This is a genomic window from Legionella donaldsonii, assembly GCF_900452385.1.
GTDB classification, from domain to species: Bacteria; Pseudomonadota; Gammaproteobacteria; order Legionellales; family Legionellaceae; genus Tatlockia; species Tatlockia donaldsonii.
Genome location: NZ_UGOA01000001.1, coordinates 965,138 through 983,852, shown reverse-complemented (window position 1 = coordinate 983,852; position 18,715 = coordinate 965,138). Strand labels below are relative to the sequence as shown.

Below are 18,715 nucleotides of genomic sequence, written 5' to 3'. Positions count from 1 at the left end.
CTCAAATACCAATTGACAGTTTTTTCACATTCCGCCCACCGTAATACCAATTTACGATAGCACGAGTATAGGTGATGCTTGTTAACATCGATGTCAACAATCCCAAGCATAAGATCACTGCAAAACCACGAACAGGCCCAGTACCTATAGCAAACAAGACTATACCCACAATAAGCGTGGTAACGTTGGCATCGATAATTGTCGCAAAAGCCCGTTCATACCCTGCAAACATTGCTGCCTGGGGTGATAAACCGTTGCGTAACTCTTCCCTGATTCTTTCATAGATCAAGACATTAGCATCAACGGCCATCCCGACCGTTAACACAAAGCCAGCGATTCCAGGCAAAGTCAACGTAGCACCGATAATGGACATCAGGGCGCTAAGCAAAAGCAGGTTCAAAAATAATGCAATATTAGCGACTAGACCAAAGAAGCGGTAGTACACTAGCATCAACACTAAAATTAACCCCATACCCACTTGCAGAGACACCATACCACGATGAATATTCTCTTTACCTAATGAAGGTCCGACTGTCCGTTCCTCTACGGGATAAATCACTGCAGGCAGCGCACCTGCCCGTAGTAGCAGGGCTAAATTACTCGCTTCTTTACTGTCTGACAGCCCAGTAATCTGGAAACTATTACCCAACGCATTTTGAATAACTGGTGCTGAAATCACCCGCTCTTCACGATGATTAATTCGTTTGCTGACTCCGTCCACGGTTTGAGTCGTTGCCTTGGTTTCAACAAACACAATGGCCATACGCTTATTAATATTTTCCCGGGTAATTTTGGTAAATAGGCTTTCCCCACCCCCGCCTAGCTGAATTTGTACGGAAGGGCTAGCTGTCTGCTGATCAAAACTGGAAACAGCACTAGTAATTGAATCGCCGCTGAGTACCACCTGACGCTTCAATAAAATAGGGTGTCCATCCATCATATAGAGTTTGCTATCAACAGGAATAACCCCTGTTTGCTTGGCAATTTGTGCATCGTTTTCCTGATCAACGAGATGGAATTGCAAAGTAGCGGTACCACCCAGAATTTGTTTTGCACGTGCCGCGTCCTGGATACCAGGAAGATCCACTCCAATTCGTGTTGCTCCCTGCTGCTGGACTACTGCTTCTCCAACACCCAGTTCATTAACCCGATTTCGTAAAATACTCATGGTCTGTTCGATAGTATTCTGACGAATTGAGTTTAACTCCGCAGGGGACAAGGAAAGGGAAATCGTATAAGCAGCATTCGATTTCTCCAGGACCAAATTAGAAAACTTGTCCTTAATCTCGACAGCGGCATTTTGCATGTCTTCCGTAGAACGGAAACGTACGTCAATGCCTTTATCAGCGACATAACGAATTCCAGTATAACGAATACCCGCTTCACGCAAGTCCTGGCCGATGCTTTTCATCAACCCTTCAAAACGACGACCGACAACGCTATCTACATCGACTTCCAAAAGAAAATGTACCCCACCACGCAGATCCAGGCCTTGCTTCATTGGTTCTGCACCTATTCTGCTTAACCAGGTTGGAGTGGCCGCTGCTAAATTTAACGCAACTGTGTAATCTGAACCAAGACCATTTTTAATAATATCCCGAGCCAGCAATTGGGTATCAGTCGAAGAAAACCTTATTTCCAGATTGTCTCCAGAAACGACTATCGGACTATATTTGAGCTTTGCTTCGTCGAGTAAAGTCTGAACTTGTTGACTGAGTTGCTCCATGTCAACTGGGGTTGATGAAGAAATTTGTACAGCAGGATCTTCGCTGTACAAATTAGGTATCGCATAGATTAAGCCGAGCACCGCAATGATGATCAGCATAATGTTTTTCCACAGAGGATATTTATTCTGCATTTCCGTGTCCCTGCGCCAACTTAAAGGGATTTAATGGTGCCTTTAGGCAAAATTGTACTTACTGCGCCTCGCTGCAAGTTAATTTCAACGCCTTCGGCAAGAGCAACTTTGATGTATTGCTCATCAATGCTAACAACCTTAGCCAGTATTCCTCCAGACGTTACAATTTCATCGCCCTTCTTCAATTGATTAATCATTTCACGATGTTCTTTTGCTCGTTTGTTTTGTGGCCTTATCAACATAAAATAAAACAATACAAAAATGACAACGATCATAATCAGCGAAAACGTGCCGTCAGGCTGCGCTGCTTGTGTAGTGGTCGGGGCTGCAGCCATAGCATCGCTTATAAAAAAACTCATACTAATCTCCTCAGTCGCTGTTTAATCATGGCACTAGCCCAAGGCTGGGCAAGATAGCGTGACATCATAACGATATTTCACTCTCGCGTAAATGAAGTACCTAAGTAATTTCATGTTATGTTTGTCATGAGGGTAATAACAGCTGTTGGTAATAATGAACATTATGTTGAATAAGAAACCGTTGGCACAAAAGTGGTGTGTGCCCTAATAAATGATGTAAATAGGCTCTGGTCAATGATTGCTGACAAGTTGGACAAGAACAATCAGCAATGGGCCGGTAATCTTCTGCCTGTTGGCTATCAAGGATATCAATGATGCCTTCTTTATTGTAAACCCGCCCTTCCATTGCATCTCTGGCTGGTTTATCAGACTCTACATGCCAAACAGGATAACGTGCCAACTCATGCAATTGTTCACTTGTAAATTCACCACTCAAATAGAGAGGTGCATCGGCATGTTGTCGCAGTTCCTGCATAAAATCGGAAAAAGGTTTTGTGCAGTCATAACGCAGGTACCTGCCCAATAACCAGTCCGGATAAATTGGTGCGTGCTCATCCACTGAAACAAATAACCTACTTGTTTCGGCTAGGGTTTGCCAAACTTTGAGATTAGAGTTATTCAATATTCCGTAGGGCAAAACCACTCTATCCGCCTGCAACAAGCTAATTAAGGAAGTCAGTTCGTTCTGATCAGTTATTATACGGCTGCCATCATAGCAAGAGCGAATCGTGTAAACACCATTTCGTGCAGTTAATAGTGAAGCATTTAATACAGTAATCCCTTGCCAACCGGTATAATGAGATAAAGGAGCAAGTTTTTTAAGGCAAACAACCCCAGGCTTCATGAGCAATGCGTCCAAATAATAAGCCCCAGCCTTAATACCGACTTCTTGCCAGTTTGCCAGAGTCAAACAATTGCCTGCTTCCGCAGTCAATACCGGGGTCAAACCTAGACCTTGTTTTTTGTTTATCATGCAAATCCTTATTAAAGCAACAAACTGGCATCGCCATAACTAAAAAAACGATAATTTTGTGCTATGGCCTCTTGATAAAGAGCCATCGCTTGCGCGTGACCTATAAAAGCGGAAACAAGCATTAAAAGGGTTGATTCAGGCAAATGGAAATTAGTAATCAAACCGTCACAGATTTGAAATTGATAACCCGGATAAATGAAAATATCGGTATCGCGACTACAAGGTTTGAGGCGACCTCCTTCAGCGGCACTCTCCAAACTACGCAAGGCGGTTGTCCCAACAGCAATCACACGCTTGCCCGCTGCCCGGGTTTCATTGACTGCCTGGCATAGCGCCTCAGTAACAGTAAATTGCTCACTATGCATCTTATGTTCACTGATTGAATCGCAACGCACCGGACGAAAAGTCCCCGCACCCACATGCAAGGTTGAATAGGCAATGTTAATACCTTTACCCTGTAACTGCTGCAACAGTTCTTCATCAAAATGCAAACCAGCTGTCGGCGCTGCTACTGACCCTTTATATTTTGCATACACAGTCTGATAGCGCTCGCTATCCATTGTGTCATCCGCACGAGTAATGTAGGGAGGCAATGGCATGTGGCCTATTTGCTCCAGCATCATCTCCACATCACCTAAAACCTGACAATGGTATAAGTCATCCTGCTTGCTTACTACTTCAACACGCCAATCATTGTCCAAATAGATAAGTGTACCCGCTTTTGGTGATTTGCTCGCTTTAATATGGGCTAAAAATGAATTATTGCCTTGCAAGCGTTCAATCAATAACTCGATCTTGCCCCCACTTTCTTTTCTGCCATACAAGCGCGCCGGGATAACTTTACTGTTATTCATTACTAAAAGATCACCGGGCTGAAAAAATTGCACAATGTCTTTGAATTGATGATGCGCGCTACAACCCGTTTTGCGATTGTAAATCAATAATCGCGAGTCGCTGCGTTTGGCTAAAGGATACTGCGCAATCAACTCTTCCGGTAAATCAAAATAAAAATCTTGCTTATTCATTTTTCGACCTGGCAACAAAATGGCACTATTATATACCTAATCAATTAAAGTTGTGTCGATTTAGGCAGAAGCTTTTGATTTAGGGTCTGTAGCCCTTTAACGAAAAGCGTTGATTTCCTTCGCTGCTCTTTTACTCTCGTGTAAACTGGGCGAGAGGAGCATAAATCACCGCTTTTCACTCAAGCTGGCGTAATGACTACAGACCCTAGTAAAATCTGTATTGTTAGATGATAAAAATAAGGAAATGATTATGTTGGTTACTTTCTCCAGTGATGCTTACGAAAATATCACCATGTTTGGTGATGTAGCAATACAACTTTTAAAAATGATGGGGCACAGCGCTACAATTCCCGGTGCAATTGTTGCTGCGGATATTCCTGAAGCATTAACTCGCTTACAACAGGGACTAGCGAAAACAGGAAAAAAAGAACAAAACACCGCCGATGAGGCGGAGGACGAAGAACCTAATATAAGCCTTGCTCATCGCGCCTTTCCTTTACTCAATATGCTTAAATCAGCCCAAAAGAAGCAATGTGATGTTTTATGGGCATAAACTCCGACTCTTAGGGTATTTTGTACATTGTGGTACTATAGCGCCTACTTAATTGCTAGTTCCGAATACTATGTTAACACTGCGTCAAATTACCCTTTCTCGCGGTAATAAAGTCCTGCTGGATAAAACCAGCGTGACACTGTACGAAAAACAGAAGGTTGGCTTGATTGGCCACAATGGTTGTGGCAAATCCAGTTTGTTTGCCTTAATCCTGGATCAATTGCATCCTGATAGCGGTGATTGCCTGCTTAATCCGCAATTGCGGATTAGCCATTTATCACAGCAGTTACCGGATAGTGACGAACCTGCCGTTGATTTTGTACTTGCTGGTGATGACGATTATCTGGCGTTACAACAACGATTGGGTCGTGCAGAGCAACGAGGTGACGATGCTGAGGTTCTCCTCTGCCACGAATTACTCAATCAAACAGCGGGTTATAGTAAACCTGCAAAAGCAGCTTCTATTATGGCTGGCTTGGGCTTTAAAGCGACAGAACAAAAAAATTCTGTGAACAGTTTTTCGGGCGGTTGGCGTATGCGTTTAAGCCTTGCCCGCTGCCTTATGAAACCTGCCGACCTCCTGTTGCTTGATGAACCGACTAACCACTTGGATATGGAAGCTATTTTCTGGTTGGAAAAATGGCTAAAGCAATGCCCGAGTAGCATTTTACTCATTTCCCATGATCGCGAATTTCTGGATGCCTTTGTTACTCATATTCTTCATATAGAACAGCAGGCTATGAATTTATATAGTGGGAATTACAGCCGTTTTGAGCAAATCCGTGCTCAACAATTGGCTCTGCAGCAACTCACTTATGAAAAACAGCAACAGAAAATTAGTCATTTGATGACTTATGTTAATCGCTTTCGTGCGAAAGCATCAAAAGCCAAGCAGGCACAAAGTCGACTCAACGCGATCGCTAAAATGGACATTGTGGCACAGGCACAGGTTGATTCACCTTTTTCTTTTAACTTTTATCCCTGTCCACGTGCAGGAAATCCTTTGCTCAACTGTGAAAAAGTAAATGCTGGCTACGAGATAAACAGTCCAATTCTGAAAAAGATCAATTTGGTATTAAATCCCGGAGACAGGCTGGCGTTACTAGGTCCTAACGGTGAAGGAAAATCAACGTTAATTAAAACCCTGACGGGGACCTTAACACCTTTATCCGGTACGATTTATCGCTCACCCCACTTGCAAATTGGTTATTATGCCCAGCACCAACTGGAAGAATTAGATGATAAATTAAGCCCTGTTGAAACAATTCAGCTCCTCTCCCCAGAAACCCGCGAACAAACCATTCGTGATTATTTGGGTGGTTTTAATTTTATAGGGGACATGGCCACCAAACCTATCCACTATTTTTCGGGCGGTGAAAAAGCGAGGCTCGCTCTGGCTAAATTGGTTTGGTTAAAACCCAATCTATTATTGCTTGATGAGCCAACAAACCATTTGGATCTTGGTATGCGGGCTGCGATAGAAATCGCTCTACAAAGCTATGAAGGCGCCTTAATTCTGATTTCACATGACAGGCATTTATTGCGCACCTCTGTCGATGATTTTTACCTTGTTTATCAACATCACGTGCAACCCTTTAAAGGTGATTTGGACGATTATTATCAATGGCTACAGAATCGGGAAACAGGGAAAGAAAATACATCAACCCAAAGTGCAAACCAATATCGTGAGAAAAAAAGTTTACAAAATCGTCTGAAAAAACTGGAGCAAATGATCGAACAGTCCCATCAACGGCTCTCTCAATTTGAAACAATACTTTCAGATTTATCCCTCTATGAAGAGGGGCAGCAAAAAAAATTGCAAACGTTATTAAATGAACAGAAAAATATACAGCAAGAGCTTCTTCAGGCCGAAGAAGAATGGTTAGAAATAGTCAGCAGCCTCGAGGAATCACGCTAAAATTCCTCTCGCTGACAATTTTTACCTCTTTTTATTGCCTACGATAAAGACCTATCAACTCACTTTTCTCCAACACATGATTCGCCATCGCGGCAAGAACATCTTGTTTGGTTGCATTGGCATTAAGAGTTAAGAGCGTATCCAATGCATAAAGTTTAAAGAAATAACGATGTGTACCACTTGGCGGGCAAGGACCTCGATAGCCTATTTGCCCCCAACTGTTTTTACTGTTTACTGCGCCTGTTGGTAATTCGGCATCATCCGCTAATCCTTGGACAGTTGGCGGTATATTAAATATCACCCAATGCACCCAATCTCCACTGGGAGCATCGGGATCATCCAGGATTAATACATAAGATTTTGTTGCTGCCGGTGCCTCTTGCCAAAGCAGCGCTGGAGAAATATCAGCACCTTGACAGGTATATTGAGAGGGGATCAGGGTATTCGCTGCAAAAGCTGGACTCGTAAGGGATAAGCTCATAGCAAAACTCCTTATGCTCAAGCCGAATAAAAGAGTAAACCAGAAGGCAACCGATTTCTTTCTCATCGCTTTATCTTCCTGATAATCCAGTCTATTTACTCATGCAGCGGATATCGCAACAAGCCTATTGAAACCTACTGCGCTTTCGCTCTAAACCGCTTGTCCCCGCGCAAGCGGGGACCATTTATCCTAGTATAGGACAGAAATCAGTATGGGCTTTATAATCTGGCGAACAGCTGTTACACGACTAGAGCGTGTCGGATTCTTCCATTGATTTTTTGCGGTTATTATTTTTCCACTCACTATCAATCGAACCTCTTTCAAGGCTATGTAGTTTATGATCTAAGGCTACCCTGTCATCAAAAACAAAGCAGCTGCCTTCCCACATGGATTTTTCCTTGGGAATAGAGGCTAAATAATTAAGTATGCCACCATCCAACTGATAGACTTCATTAAAGCCCAATTTTTTTAAATAAGAGGTCGATTTTTCACAACGTATGCCGCCAGTACAAAACATGGCAATTTTCTTATCTTTTTTATCGTTCAAATGGTTTGTAACATAGTCAGGGAAATCTCTGAAGTTTTCCGTTTTTGGATTAATCGCTCCTTTAAAAGTCCCTAACTGCACTTCATAATCATTTCTGGTATCAACCACTACCACATCGGGATCAGCAATCAACTCGTTCCATTCCTCGGGGCTCACATGAGTACCAGTGACCAGAACCGGATCAATCCCCGCTTCTCCCAGAGTTACAATTTCCTTACGTAATTTTACCTTTGCTTTATCGAAAGGGTTAAATTCATCAAAACTTTCTTTAAAAGCAAGATCTTCCAAACCAGCATAACTGCGCATGAAAGCGATTAGCGATAACACATTCTCTTTTTTACCACAAAAAGTACCATTTACTCCTTCACTAGCCAGAATAATGGTTCCTTTTATTTCATTTGCTTTCATTGACTTTAATAAAGGCTCTTTCATAGAGACATAATCAGTGAGTGGTGTAAATTTATAAAATGTAACAATTACATATAAGCTCATTCTACCTAATTCCTATCATTAAATTTTGACAACTTTTATCCTGGCATCTGGGACCAGATAAAATTTCTACAACCTGTGCAATCCATTTTTGGCTATCCTTTCTTATTATGGTGTTAGTACGTCCATAAAGCCTGCTATTTTTAGGGCAATGGAGGTAATGCTCAATCACTGAATCACATTGCACTGCAAAATATTGCTGGCCAGTATCATAGGTTTTTAATTGGTTAATTACCAAGAGTTTCCCAAAAGGAATCTTGGTATCCAGTACTCCGGTTATTACCTTATCAGGCAACTCACTAAAGTTCATAGTGATTAGAGCGAACTCCACTGCCACTGCTTCATTCCTTAATTGGGCAATATTTACATCATCCCGCTTTTTATTACCATCTATCAACATAACGATTGCACGGGAATAAGTGTTCGCCTGCTCATCCTTTTTGGCAGATATTATCTCAATTTTTGGCGTACGATGGTAATATTTTTCTATGCCCATTGTCATTAAGGGCTGTACCAGCAAAAAATTATAGGGTTCAGGTAACTTATCTTTATTGATATTTTGTTCCAATACACTGATTTTTTTACCAAAAAAATTATAAAGCCCATTGATCTGTTGAAAACTTATTTTTTTCGTAGAAATCTGTTTTTCCAAGGCATAAGAATTCGCCAAGAACCCAAACCATAAAAGCGACATTACTATTTTTAGAATTAAGCCTTCTTTTTTCGTCATTTTCTTACCCAGGAATAAATGATTTGATCATTATAATAAAATAGTAACTATAAAGCCGATAGTTAAGCGTTTGCTTAACAAGATAAAAATCAGGTTCTTTATATCGAACCCATGTTAATTAATAGCCAGAATGGCATTTAATAACCCTATATAATCGGTATAAGGATAACCATTTTTATTGATGTGTTTTTGCATAAATAAATCCAAAGCCCCCTTCTTTGCTTCGGGTGGATTTCCTACTTGCAGTTCTAAAACTAACGTTAAAGCTGCATGCAAGATAGCCATCTTTTCAATGATTTCTTGTATTTGCAAACTTTGCTCTTCAGCCGATACTCTTTTCATTACTTTAATTTTTTCAGCCAAAACAACAATATTTTCCTGTAGGGTCAGTTTATGCTGAGAACTCTCTTTCACTTGATTGAGTAGTTGCAATAAATGAGCTAGAAACAACTCATCCACTTGAAATTTATTAATGTCTCTTAAGGTTTGCATCCATAAGGTAAAATGGGTTCCTTCCCAATTTTCACAAACAATACAATCCCTTAATAAACGGGGTAAAGAAGAAAAACTTTCTATTGTTCCATTACCAGCCAGGATATCAAGACAATGATGGACATTCTCTACTGTGCGCTTGGCAGTATAATATTTATTGATATTCGCCAAAGTTCGCAAAAGAAGCTGCTGCGTTTTAGCATGCTCTTGTTGCGGATTAGCATCCAATTCATCCTGAAGATGTACCATATGAAAAATACTGGCCAGCAACGCGGTATTTTCAGCTTTGATATGGGCTAATGTTTCTTTTACCAAGGGATACTTAATAATTTTATGCTGGAAAGCAGCGCGATTAACTGCATAGTAATAAGCGATTTGATAAGCACGTCTTGCCATACCCAAAACGGAAAAGGCATTAAAAATTCGCGATAAATGCAAAACATTTTCCATGACCAAGTTAATGCCTTGAGCCATTTCCCCCATCGGATAAGCGAACGCTGCTTCAAAATCAATTTCAGCCGTCGCCATTGAACGAGTACCAATTTTTTGTTTTAAACGTCTGAGTTTAAATTGGTTAGGCTTACCATCCGACAATTGACTTGGCAACAAAAACAATCCTAGGCCCCGGGTTCCACTAACCTGTTGATCATAGCGGGCTGTCAATAAAATCAAATCCGCATTGGCATTGGAACAAAACCATTTTTCTCCGCTAATCCGCCATTGCCCTTCATTATCTTGATAGGCATAAGCGGCATTTGCGCCAACATCAGAACCCCCTTGAATCTCAGTTAAAAACTGTGCTCCGGTGTAATTTTGACTAAAAGCAGGCTCTGTTAATTTATCCAAATAATACTTCGTTTGTTTTAATTGCGAGTAATGGCTTAAGATACGAATTACGCCAGCTGAACAAGCGATAGGACAATTATGCCCGGCTTCACCAGCATGTGCAGATAGCAGGAACAGGCTGAGGGTCTTTTGCATTTGGCCTGCTGTAAGCAAATAGCGCATTAAGCCTGAACCATAAATGAGGTCGCCAGCAGCAACATAGGAAGGGTGATGAATGACCCGATCATGCCGCTCACCAATGGCATTATATTGTTCAATTTTTGGCAGATTAGCATCTAAATTATTTTCTACTACAAGGGGTTCTAATTGCTCTGCCACTTGAAGAGCAAAACGACTTAGTTGTTGCATGAAGTCTGGTTGTTGGGAAAAATAGCATTGATAGGTATGCATAAGAGAAGAATTGGGCCTCAAAATATTCTCTTGCAATTGTTGGCGCCACGTTTGAAAATCAGTTCTTGCCTGTTGATAGTCCTTATCAACGTTCATCCTTCCCCCCTAGCCTGGTGGCAGGTTTCTTCAAGATAGTGAAGCAACCCCGTTAATCAATCATTCTGTTAATCCTAAACTACTTTTAACGCAATATCCCAACGATAACCAAAGGGATCGGCAAGCCGTGCTGTTTTATCTCCCCAAAATTGGACATTCGGTTCAGCCAGGGATCGACATCCCTTAGCAATAGCTTGAGCATACAGTTTATCAACATCATCGACATACACATAAAAAATAAACGGCGGAATATTATTCGTAGTCTGTGGTGAACCCCCTTCAAAATTAAAAGCGCTCTCTTGACTTAGGGTAAAATTACACCCCCTATAACGCAAACGGGCAAAAACCAACTCACCCTGGTCATCAGGTAGTTCAAAAATAGGAACAAAACCAAAGACTTCTTCATAAAATGACACTGCCTTTTTAACATCGGGCACGACTAGCATCGCAGTCAACCAGTTTAATCCAGGCCAGGGATGAGGACGTTGTTCAGCATTATCAAACCAATCCAGCCGCGAAAATGAAGAAGACATAGATAACCTCATGCAAAGGAAGATACGAAGAACTAGAGGTTATTATTCCCAAGATCTTTGTCAGAGTCCACACAAGGGGTTCATCAATCAGAGAAATAAGTACCGTATAGATTTAAATAAGTATTGTCTTTTTCGATGCCCTGCAATTGCTGATTAATCGTTCCTATTAAGGCTGAATGGGTTGGTAAAGCCATAATCCCATAACCAGACCCTATAATTGCAGGTTGTCCCAAAGCTTTAAACTGGCCACCTCCATTTTGCTCCCAATAAGCAGCTGTGGGTTGATTAAGAAAGGCTGCTGTAATGCTCTTATTACTTAAGGCCGTAATAATATCTTCCATGTCATCAAACTTCATCAGTTGGAATTGATTTATGTAATTGGTAGACAAATAATTATAAAAAACTCCGCCCTGCTCTTCCCCCCTTATAACACCCACTTTTCCACCCAGTAAGTTATCGATTGATTTAATACCGCTGTTTTTCAAAATTAAAAATTGCCCCTTACTCACCATATAAGGCAAAGTGAAAATATAAACGGCTTCTCTGTCAGGAGAAATAGAAATACCGCCGATAGCAATATCAATTGTCCCGTCATTTAGCGCCGTAAATAACTGATTGTAATCCATCGGGATAATCTCATAAGACGTTTTCATCCGTTGGAAAATGGCACGTATCAAATCAATATCGAAACCTTGATTAATTGACATCACAAAAGGGGGATCAAAAAAAACCGTACCTACCTTAACATTCGTATCAGCATAACTTGGAGAAATACTTAGAATAAAACATAAAACGAATGGCCAAACCAGCCTTTTTAATAATCCCATTTCCTCTTCCTTTAGTCAGTAACCAATCCCCATTATTAACTCGAGCTTTATTTCTTCTTAAGTTTAGTAGACATTCTTTGCGAAAATCAAAACTCAGCAGTTTGGACCATCAATGCCATAGAATAAATTTTATGCAGATAGTGGATACCCAAATAAAATAATTATTATACTGTTATAGACAATTTCATTCTTTCCTGCAGGATAATTAATCATTCTTAATTTTTCACAGTGACTAATTGTTTTTCACAGAGCAAAATAATTGACAAAAAATTGTTGTTAATGGTAGCATGGTGCAAAAATTGATCTATAACTGCCGCAAAATTTAATAAGCAAGCAATTATTAATCAGAGAGGCTCACAATGTTTGAGTACTTTGTAACAATTTATAATCATAACTGCTCCTCCGACGAACAGTGGAAAGAGACCCAGCAACTCGTATCCCAAGAACTTATTTGGGAAACACTTCTTGCAAAATTAAAGTCTCTGAATAAAAATCGATACTACTTTGCCCTTTTAGACTTTGAAACGCTTACTATGGGTAAGCTGATTAAGGCGATTCATTCTTTTGTGGCACAAGACGATTTCTATAAAGAACTGTATGGTAAAAATAATAGCGACAAACATACGGACTTAATCAATATCGCAAAGCTCATCGCCTTGTACAAAGGCGAAAGAAACTATCATCATTTCTTATTACCCGGTGCGGTACAGGATTACGATTTACTGGCAAATAATCTTTATACCATGAAGCACGCTGATTTATGTGCCGTGCGTAGAACGCCTCTCCAGATCCCTGCACAAGTAGCAGGAGGAGAAGTAGAAGAGGTAGCTCTCGTTGGCGGGCCAGGTGCAGGAGGCAATCCAGCTGCATCAAGCGTTCAATTTGATCTACTTACTTTTGATGACATCCTGGCGAACTTCAAAGAAACCGGCCGATTGGAAAATTTTTATGCTCGCCAAAATATTAATCCAGCCCAAACTATTGCTCATCCGGAGTGTTCACACCGTGCAGTCTACCTTGCCTATGTCAACACGATGAACGGAAAATTGAGTAAATCGGCATTCGCTGCTTTAAAAGACTATGCTGAGCTGGTCTCCAATCAGTTTGATGCCGAAAACCGTATCGACAGTTTCTTCTACCGTCGCAGGGTTGACACAAAAAAAAGAGCGTTTGCAAACCTCTGTGCTTTCGTAGAATCCTTGCCAAGAGAGGAGCGAGATGCTCTTTACGCAATGAAAATAAATAGTCGTAGCACATTTAAAGACCGGTTAGATGGAGCGAAACGAGGCGACTGTCTTTCCCAATTTGCTGACGACATCACCAAAATACTGTATCAATGCGATAATACGATTCGATTTACTAACCCAAGACCTAATCAGGTTATTGCGCGGCAAAGAGACTCTCTTGTATTGAAGGGAGAGGTTTTGAACACTGATGAAGAGGATCGCCGCTATCTAAGAAACATGCAAAAAGTCATTATCAATACCCATTACAACGTGAAAAGGGGTACGCAAGTCACTTTGGATGGAAAAACCAATTGGGTTCCCGGTAGTGTAGCAGGAATTTTTCATAAATGTGGGGATGGGATTGCTGGCAGAGGGATAACACCTGGCGAAGCAAGGTACCAAACGGTTAAAACAGCTTCCGAAGCGTCCCTTTACCCTCATCATAATTCTATTCTTCTGTTCTTGCTTCTTCTCATAGTAACTATACGTGATAGAACGACAGACAATTTCTATGCCCTGGTTTTTAACGAGCAGTGCTCTAAAATCATCGAAGAAAACGACAGTTTAGACCACCATGACGCTTTTACTCGAGGCGTACATTTCTTACAGCCATAATGAAAGAATCAGCATGAAAGCTGTGCTAAGATTTTTATATCGATATCTCTTATGGATAAGAGTTCATGCCAGCGAAAACAAAAAACATTCTTTCTTCGCGAAACCCGGTATTAATTGACCTGGCGTTACAAGGAGGCGGCGCACATGGCGCTTACACCTGGGGAGTTATCGATAGGTTATTGGAGGAGCCAAGCCTGCTTATTGAGGGCATTTCGGGAACCTCGGCCGGCTCTATGAACGCTGCCGTATTAGCGAGTGGCTACCTCGAAGGTGGTCCTGAGGGTGGGAAAAAAGCGCTTGAAGAATTTTGGCTGCGAGTTTCTCAAGCTGCCGCTTATAGTCCTTTTCAACGTGGCATCTGGGATATCCTTGCAGGGAGATGGACACTGGATAACTCACCTTTATTTCTTGCTTTTGATTTTGCATCTCGTCTTTATTCTCCTTATGACCTTAATCCCATGATGTTTAATCCCCTGCGTGCTATTTTGAATGAGAGCATTGACTTTAAACGACTCGCTAAATCGCCTATAAAATTATTCGTAACAGCAACGAATGTGAGAACCGGTCAAGGTAAGGTATTTAGAAATAAAGAAATAACACCGGATGTTTTACTGGCCTCAGCCTGCCTGCCAACCTTATTCCAAGCAGTCGAGATAGAAGGTGAAGCCTATTGGGATGGCGGTTATACAGGTAATCCCACAATCACCCCGCTCGTAAAGGAATGTGAATCCAGCGATACCATTTTAATACAGATCAATCCAGTTGAACGCCCTGGAACACCTAAAAGTGCACGAGAGATTCTTAATCGGCTGAATGAAGTGGCTTTCAATGCTAGCTTGATGAAAGAATTACGTATGATTGCAATATTAAGGCAGGTTGCAGACTTGGGACAGTGTGAGGGCACGCGCTGGGCAAAAATGCGGATTCATCGCATTGCCAGTGAAGACATGGTTCACCTCGGCTATTCCTCAAAACTTAATGCTGAATGGCCTTTTCTATGCATGTTGCGCGAACAAGGTAGACATTCAGCTGAATTGTTTCTAAGCCAACATGGTAAAGATTTAAATCAACGCTCGAGTTTTGAACTCGATTCACTTCTTTGAGCCTATGAAGACGGTTTTTTTAATAATTGCAGCAGTAATGTTGCTGCATGCTGTTCAGCTTTACGGCGATTCGGTCCCTGCCCCGACGTTACTGTTCTAAAACCATTCACCTTACAACTGACATGAAAAACCTGCTCATGCTCTTCACCTTCGATTTTGGTCAGGTTATATTCTGGCAAAGGCCGTTTTTCAGCTTGCAAATATTCCTGTAACTGGGTTTTAGCATCTTTTAAATTATCGTGCAGGCCCTCATCATCCAGGCGCGACTGATACAAGCTAAGAATAAGTTGTTGACTGGCCTGAATACCACCATCGAGAAAAACAGCCGCAATGATTGCTTCCAGAGCATCAGCTAAAATGGATGCCCGACGAAAACCACCACTTTTCAATTCGCCCTGCCCTAAGTACAAATAATCCCCTAGCTCAATTTCTGTTGCAATTTCTGCCAGCATTTCTCCCTTAACCAAAAAAGCACGCAAACGACTTAGTTGCCCTTCACTTTGTTCAGGAAACATTTCAAACAAAGCATTGGCAATAACAAAACTTAAGATGGAATCCCCAAGAAACTCAAAACGTTCGTTATTTTCGCTGCCAGCACTACAGTGTGTTAGAGCCTGCTTTAACAAGGCAAGTGTTTTAAACTCATAACCTAATCGTCTGCTTAGACGTTGCAAATCACCCTGTACCAATATCTACCCCGTTACTCATTAGAACTCACGTTTAGTATAGGCGATTAATTGATTAAACGACCTATCTTTGACCAACGTATCCTCGACGTTTTACTATCCCAGCTCATCCATACCAGAAACGCTTTACCGCGCAAATAGCTGTCTTCTACAAATCCCCAAAAACGGCTGTCAGCACTGTCATCACGATTATCACCCATCATGAAATACTGCCCGGCAGGGACCTCCACATCAAAATCTTCCGCAGGAACATCAGGCCGCACAAAAATATCATGTTCTATGCCATTCAGATTCTCTCGATACTTAGCAACGGCCTTACCCGAACTTTCATCGACCGTGTATTCAACAAAAGTTTGTTTCATTTCTTTCCCGTTTATCGTCAAAACCTTGTTATGATAACTTACCTTATCCCCCGCGACGCCAATGACTCGCTTGATATAGTCATAGCTCGGATCAGGTGGCCAACGAAAAACAGCGATTTCACCCGATTTGGGATTCGCAATAGGAATTACTTTCTTTTCCCAGACTGGCAAGCGAATACCATAAGCAAATTTATTGACTGCAAGAAAATCACCTACCAATAACGTCGGTTCCAAAGATCCGGAAGGGATACGAAAAGGTTCCACCAGAAAGGATCTCAATAAAAGGACAATAAAGAATACTGGAAAAAAAGAACGTGAGTATTCAATAATACGTCCAGGCTTCTGTTCAGGCTTACGTTTCTTAGCCCAGAACAAAACATCCAGTAAATAAACACTTCCACTTAACAAAGAAAGAACGACTAATAACAGAGCGAAATTCATGCTTGTTCCTATGAATGATTACCAGACCCTAGTATTTCCTGATTTACTTTTTTCGATCAGTTTGAAAAACTGCCATAAAAGCTTCTTGTGGGATTTCCACATGCCCCACCTGCTTCATCCGTTTTTTACCGGCCTTTTGCTTTTCAAGCAGTTTACGCTTACGACTTACGTCGCCGCCATAACATTTTGCTGTTACATTCTTACGTAACGCTTTTACTGTTTGTCTGGCAATAATGTGATTCCCTAGTGCAGCCTGAATAGCAACATCGAACATCTGGCGCGGAATCAGTTCACGCATTTTATCAGCCAAGGCTTTGCCACGATGATAAGCAGCATCGCGATGGACAATAACAGCCAAGGCATCAACACGCTCGTTATTAATCAAAACATCCATTTTCACCAAATCTGCTTCCTCGAAGCGTATAAAATTATAATCCAAAGAGGCATAACCACGACTCACTGATTTCAAACGATCAAAGAAATCGGAGACCACTTCACTCATTGGCAAATCATAAACCACCGAGACTTGGCGACCACTGTATGTCATATTGATTTGTACGCCACGACGCTCAACACAAAGACTGATGATTTGCCCCAGATAATCTTGGGGAACCAAAATACTTGCCCGCACAATCGGTTCGAACATTTGCTTTATTTGTTGTGACGGTGGTAATTGCGAGGGATTATCAATCATGACCGTTTCGCCTTTGGTCGTAATCACCTGGTAAACGACTGTCGGCGCGGTCGAAATCAAATCAAGATTATATTCGCGCTCGAGTCTTTCCTGCACAATTTCCATATGCAGCATCCCCAGAAAACCACAGCGAAAACCAAAGCCCAAGGCTTCTGAAGACTCAGGTTCATAAAAGAGCGAAGCATCATTAAGGCTTAATTTCGCTAACGCTTCGCGAAAGGCTTCAAAATCATCTGCACTGATTGGAAAAAGGCCGGCATAAACCTGAGGCTTAACTCGTTGAAAACCCGGTAAAGGTTTCAACGCCTGATTTTTTTCCAAGGTTAACGTATCCCCTACCGGTGCTCCCTGAATCTCTTTAATACCGGCAACCACATAACCAACCTCTCCTGCCTGCAATACCTCCAATTTGGTGCGTTTGGGGGTAAAAATACCCACCTGATCCACTTCGTAGGTTCTGCCAGTTGACATGACTCGCATCTTGTCCCCTTTACGCATTGAGCCATTGGCTATACGTACTAAGGAAACGACGCCAAGATAGCTGTCAAACCATGAATCAATGATCAACGCTTGCAACGGTGCTTCAATATCACCTTGCGGTGGGGGAATACGGGCAACCAGGGCTTCGAGTACATCTTCAACACCAAGGCCACTTTTAGCACTGACACGAATTGCGCCATGGGCCTCAAGGCCAATAATATCTTCGATTTCTGCAATGACCCGCTCCGGTTCAGCTTGCGGTAAATCGATTTTATTGAGAACGGGCAGGATCTCCAGCGATTGATCAATGGCTGTGTAACAAACAGCAACCGTTTGCGCCTCTACACCCTGTGCTGCATCAACGACAAGAATCGCTCCTTCACAAGCAGCCAGTGAACGAGACACTTCGTAACTAAAGTCAACATGGCCTGGCGTATCAATAAAATTGAGTAAATACGTTTTACCGTCTTGAGCTGTATAATTTAGTGATACACTCTGTGCCTTGATGGTAATACCACGCTCGCGCTCGATATCCATGGAATCAAGCACCTGCTCTGCCATTTCCCGGTCAGATAAACCACCACAGAGTTGGATGAATCGATCAGCAAGGGTCGACTTGCCATGATCAATATGGGCAATAATAGAAAAATTGCGAATTCGCGTTAGATCACTCAACTGAAAAAACCTACTAATAAATTGCGCTATTCTAGCTTAATTATCAGCGTCCAGAAAGTAGTCATCTCAATAGACTTCTTCCGAGGCGCTCTTCATTGCGATCAGAGCCAGGAAAAACAGCGCGTAGAACCGCAGTGTACAGGCTCCAGTACAGACGCATTCAAGCACCGTATCGACAAGTGATGCGCCAATCGATTCGCCTTCGAAAGAAGACTACTTGGGTCATTTGCAGCAGAAATTACAGCCCATCAGGGATGAAATGAAATACCAAAGAACTTTTTTACAATATTCCTCCTATTTCGCCGCCTCTCTCCAA

17 protein-coding genes are annotated in these 18,715 nt (G+C 41.8%); 4 read left to right on the top strand and 13 right to left on the bottom strand.

The features are described from left to right. Nucleotide 1: 1 nt before the first annotated feature. The 4 genes from secD to queA form a co-directional block, all read right to left on the bottom strand. On the bottom strand, nucleotides 2-1,858 hold the full coding sequence (gene secD, locus DYC89_RS04640) for a protein translocase subunit SecD (RefSeq protein WP_115220715.1): 1,857 nt from the start codon (nucleotides 1,856-1,858) through the stop codon (nucleotides 2-4). Between the two features lie 20 nt (nucleotides 1,859-1,878). Continuing rightward, on the bottom strand, nucleotides 1,879-2,217 hold the full coding sequence (gene yajC / locus DYC89_RS04635) for a preprotein translocase subunit YajC (RefSeq protein ID WP_115220714.1): 339 nt from the start codon (nucleotides 2,215-2,217) through the stop codon (nucleotides 1,879-1,881). Between the two features lie 124 nt (nucleotides 2,218-2,341). After that, nucleotides 2,342-3,190: a queuine tRNA-ribosyltransferase gene (locus tag DYC89_RS04630; protein WP_115220713.1), complete on the bottom strand. Its 849-nt coding sequence runs from the start codon at nucleotides 3,188-3,190 to the stop codon at nucleotides 2,342-2,344. Nucleotides 3,191-3,201: 11 nt separating this feature from the next. After that, a complete protein-coding gene (gene queA / locus DYC89_RS04625) occupies nucleotides 3,202-4,215 on the bottom strand; it encodes a tRNA preQ1(34) S-adenosylmethionine ribosyltransferase-isomerase QueA (protein ID WP_115220712.1) in 1,014 nt (337 codons plus the stop codon). Nucleotides 4,216-4,465: 250 nt separating this feature from the next. On the opposite strand from queA, the gene DYC89_RS04620 reads away from it, so the two are divergent. Together DYC89_RS04620 and DYC89_RS04615 are read left to right on the top strand one after the other, a co-directional pair. After that, nucleotides 4,466-4,768, top strand: a complete 303-nt coding sequence (locus DYC89_RS04620; protein WP_115220711.1) for a DUF1840 domain-containing protein — start codon at nucleotides 4,466-4,468, stop codon at nucleotides 4,766-4,768. Nucleotides 4,769-4,838: 70 nt separating this feature from the next. Continuing rightward, nucleotides 4,839-6,686, top strand: a complete 1,848-nt coding sequence (locus tag DYC89_RS04615; RefSeq protein ID WP_115220710.1) for an ABC-F family ATP-binding cassette domain-containing protein — start codon at nucleotides 4,839-4,841, stop codon at nucleotides 6,684-6,686. Nucleotides 6,687-6,717: 31 nt separating this feature from the next. Here DYC89_RS04615 and DYC89_RS04610 read toward each other — a convergent pair whose 3' ends face one another. The 6 genes from DYC89_RS04610 to DYC89_RS04585 all read right to left on the bottom strand — a co-directional run bounded on the left by DYC89_RS04610 (nucleotide 6,718) and on the right by DYC89_RS04585 (nucleotide 12,117). Next, nucleotides 6,718-7,167, bottom strand: a complete 450-nt coding sequence (locus DYC89_RS04610) for a YbhB/YbcL family Raf kinase inhibitor-like protein (RefSeq protein WP_115220709.1) — start codon at nucleotides 7,165-7,167, stop codon at nucleotides 6,718-6,720. Nucleotides 7,168-7,414: 247 nt separating this feature from the next. Further along, nucleotides 7,415-8,206, bottom strand: coding sequence for a rhodanese-related sulfurtransferase (locus DYC89_RS04605; protein ID WP_115220708.1), 792 nt, complete (start codon nucleotides 8,204-8,206; stop codon nucleotides 7,415-7,417). Nucleotide 8,207: 1 nt separating this feature from the next. Continuing rightward, nucleotides 8,208-8,933 carry a hypothetical protein gene (locus tag DYC89_RS04600; protein WP_245953949.1) on the bottom strand — a complete coding sequence of 242 codons (726 nt, stop codon included), beginning with the start codon at nucleotides 8,931-8,933 and terminating at the stop codon, nucleotides 8,208-8,210. A gap of 114 nt (nucleotides 8,934-9,047) precedes the next feature. Next, nucleotides 9,048-10,757, bottom strand: coding sequence for an acyl-CoA dehydrogenase family protein (locus tag DYC89_RS04595; protein WP_115220707.1), 1,710 nt, complete (start codon nucleotides 10,755-10,757; stop codon nucleotides 9,048-9,050). 74 nt (nucleotides 10,758-10,831) lie between these two features. After that, the gene (locus DYC89_RS04590; RefSeq protein ID WP_115220706.1) at nucleotides 10,832-11,290 is read right to left on the bottom strand and encodes a VOC family protein; all 459 of its coding nucleotides are present in this window, start codon (nucleotides 11,288-11,290) and stop codon (nucleotides 10,832-10,834) included. A gap of 83 nt (nucleotides 11,291-11,373) precedes the next feature. Next, nucleotides 11,374-12,117 carry a transporter substrate-binding domain-containing protein gene (locus tag DYC89_RS04585; protein WP_115220705.1) on the bottom strand — a complete coding sequence of 248 codons (744 nt, stop codon included), beginning with the start codon at nucleotides 12,115-12,117 and terminating at the stop codon, nucleotides 11,374-11,376. A 359-nt stretch (nucleotides 12,118-12,476) separates the two neighbouring features. Here DYC89_RS04585 and DYC89_RS04580 point away from each other — a divergent pair, with 359 nt between their 5' ends. Continuing rightward, nucleotides 12,477-13,958, top strand: a complete 1,482-nt coding sequence (locus tag DYC89_RS04580; protein ID WP_115220704.1) for a hypothetical protein — start codon at nucleotides 12,477-12,479, stop codon at nucleotides 13,956-13,958. A 65-nt stretch (nucleotides 13,959-14,023) separates the two neighbouring features. Beyond that, nucleotides 14,024-15,061 (top strand): patatin-like phospholipase family protein, encoded by a 1,038-nt coding sequence (locus DYC89_RS04575; protein ID WP_115220703.1) that lies wholly within the window; start codon nucleotides 14,024-14,026, stop codon nucleotides 15,059-15,061. A gap of 2 nt (nucleotides 15,062-15,063) precedes the next feature. Here the strand turns inward: DYC89_RS04575 and rnc are convergent, their stop codons facing one another. The 3 genes from rnc to lepA are packed head-to-tail and all read right to left on the bottom strand — an operon-like array spanning nucleotide 15,064 to nucleotide 18,399. Further along, complete coding sequence (rnc, locus tag DYC89_RS04570; RefSeq protein ID WP_115220702.1) at nucleotides 15,064-15,753, bottom strand: ribonuclease III; 690 nt, start codon at nucleotides 15,751-15,753, stop codon at nucleotides 15,064-15,066. 41 nt (nucleotides 15,754-15,794) lie between these two features. Beyond that, on the bottom strand, nucleotides 15,795-16,550 hold the full coding sequence (gene lepB, locus DYC89_RS04565) for a signal peptidase I (protein ID WP_115220701.1): 756 nt from the start codon (nucleotides 16,548-16,550) through the stop codon (nucleotides 15,795-15,797). A 43-nt stretch (nucleotides 16,551-16,593) separates the two neighbouring features. Further along, the gene (gene lepA, locus DYC89_RS04560) at nucleotides 16,594-18,399 is read right to left on the bottom strand and encodes a translation elongation factor 4 (RefSeq protein ID WP_115220700.1); all 1,806 of its coding nucleotides are present in this window, start codon (nucleotides 18,397-18,399) and stop codon (nucleotides 16,594-16,596) included. Between the last annotated feature and the right edge of the window lie 316 nt (nucleotides 18,400-18,715).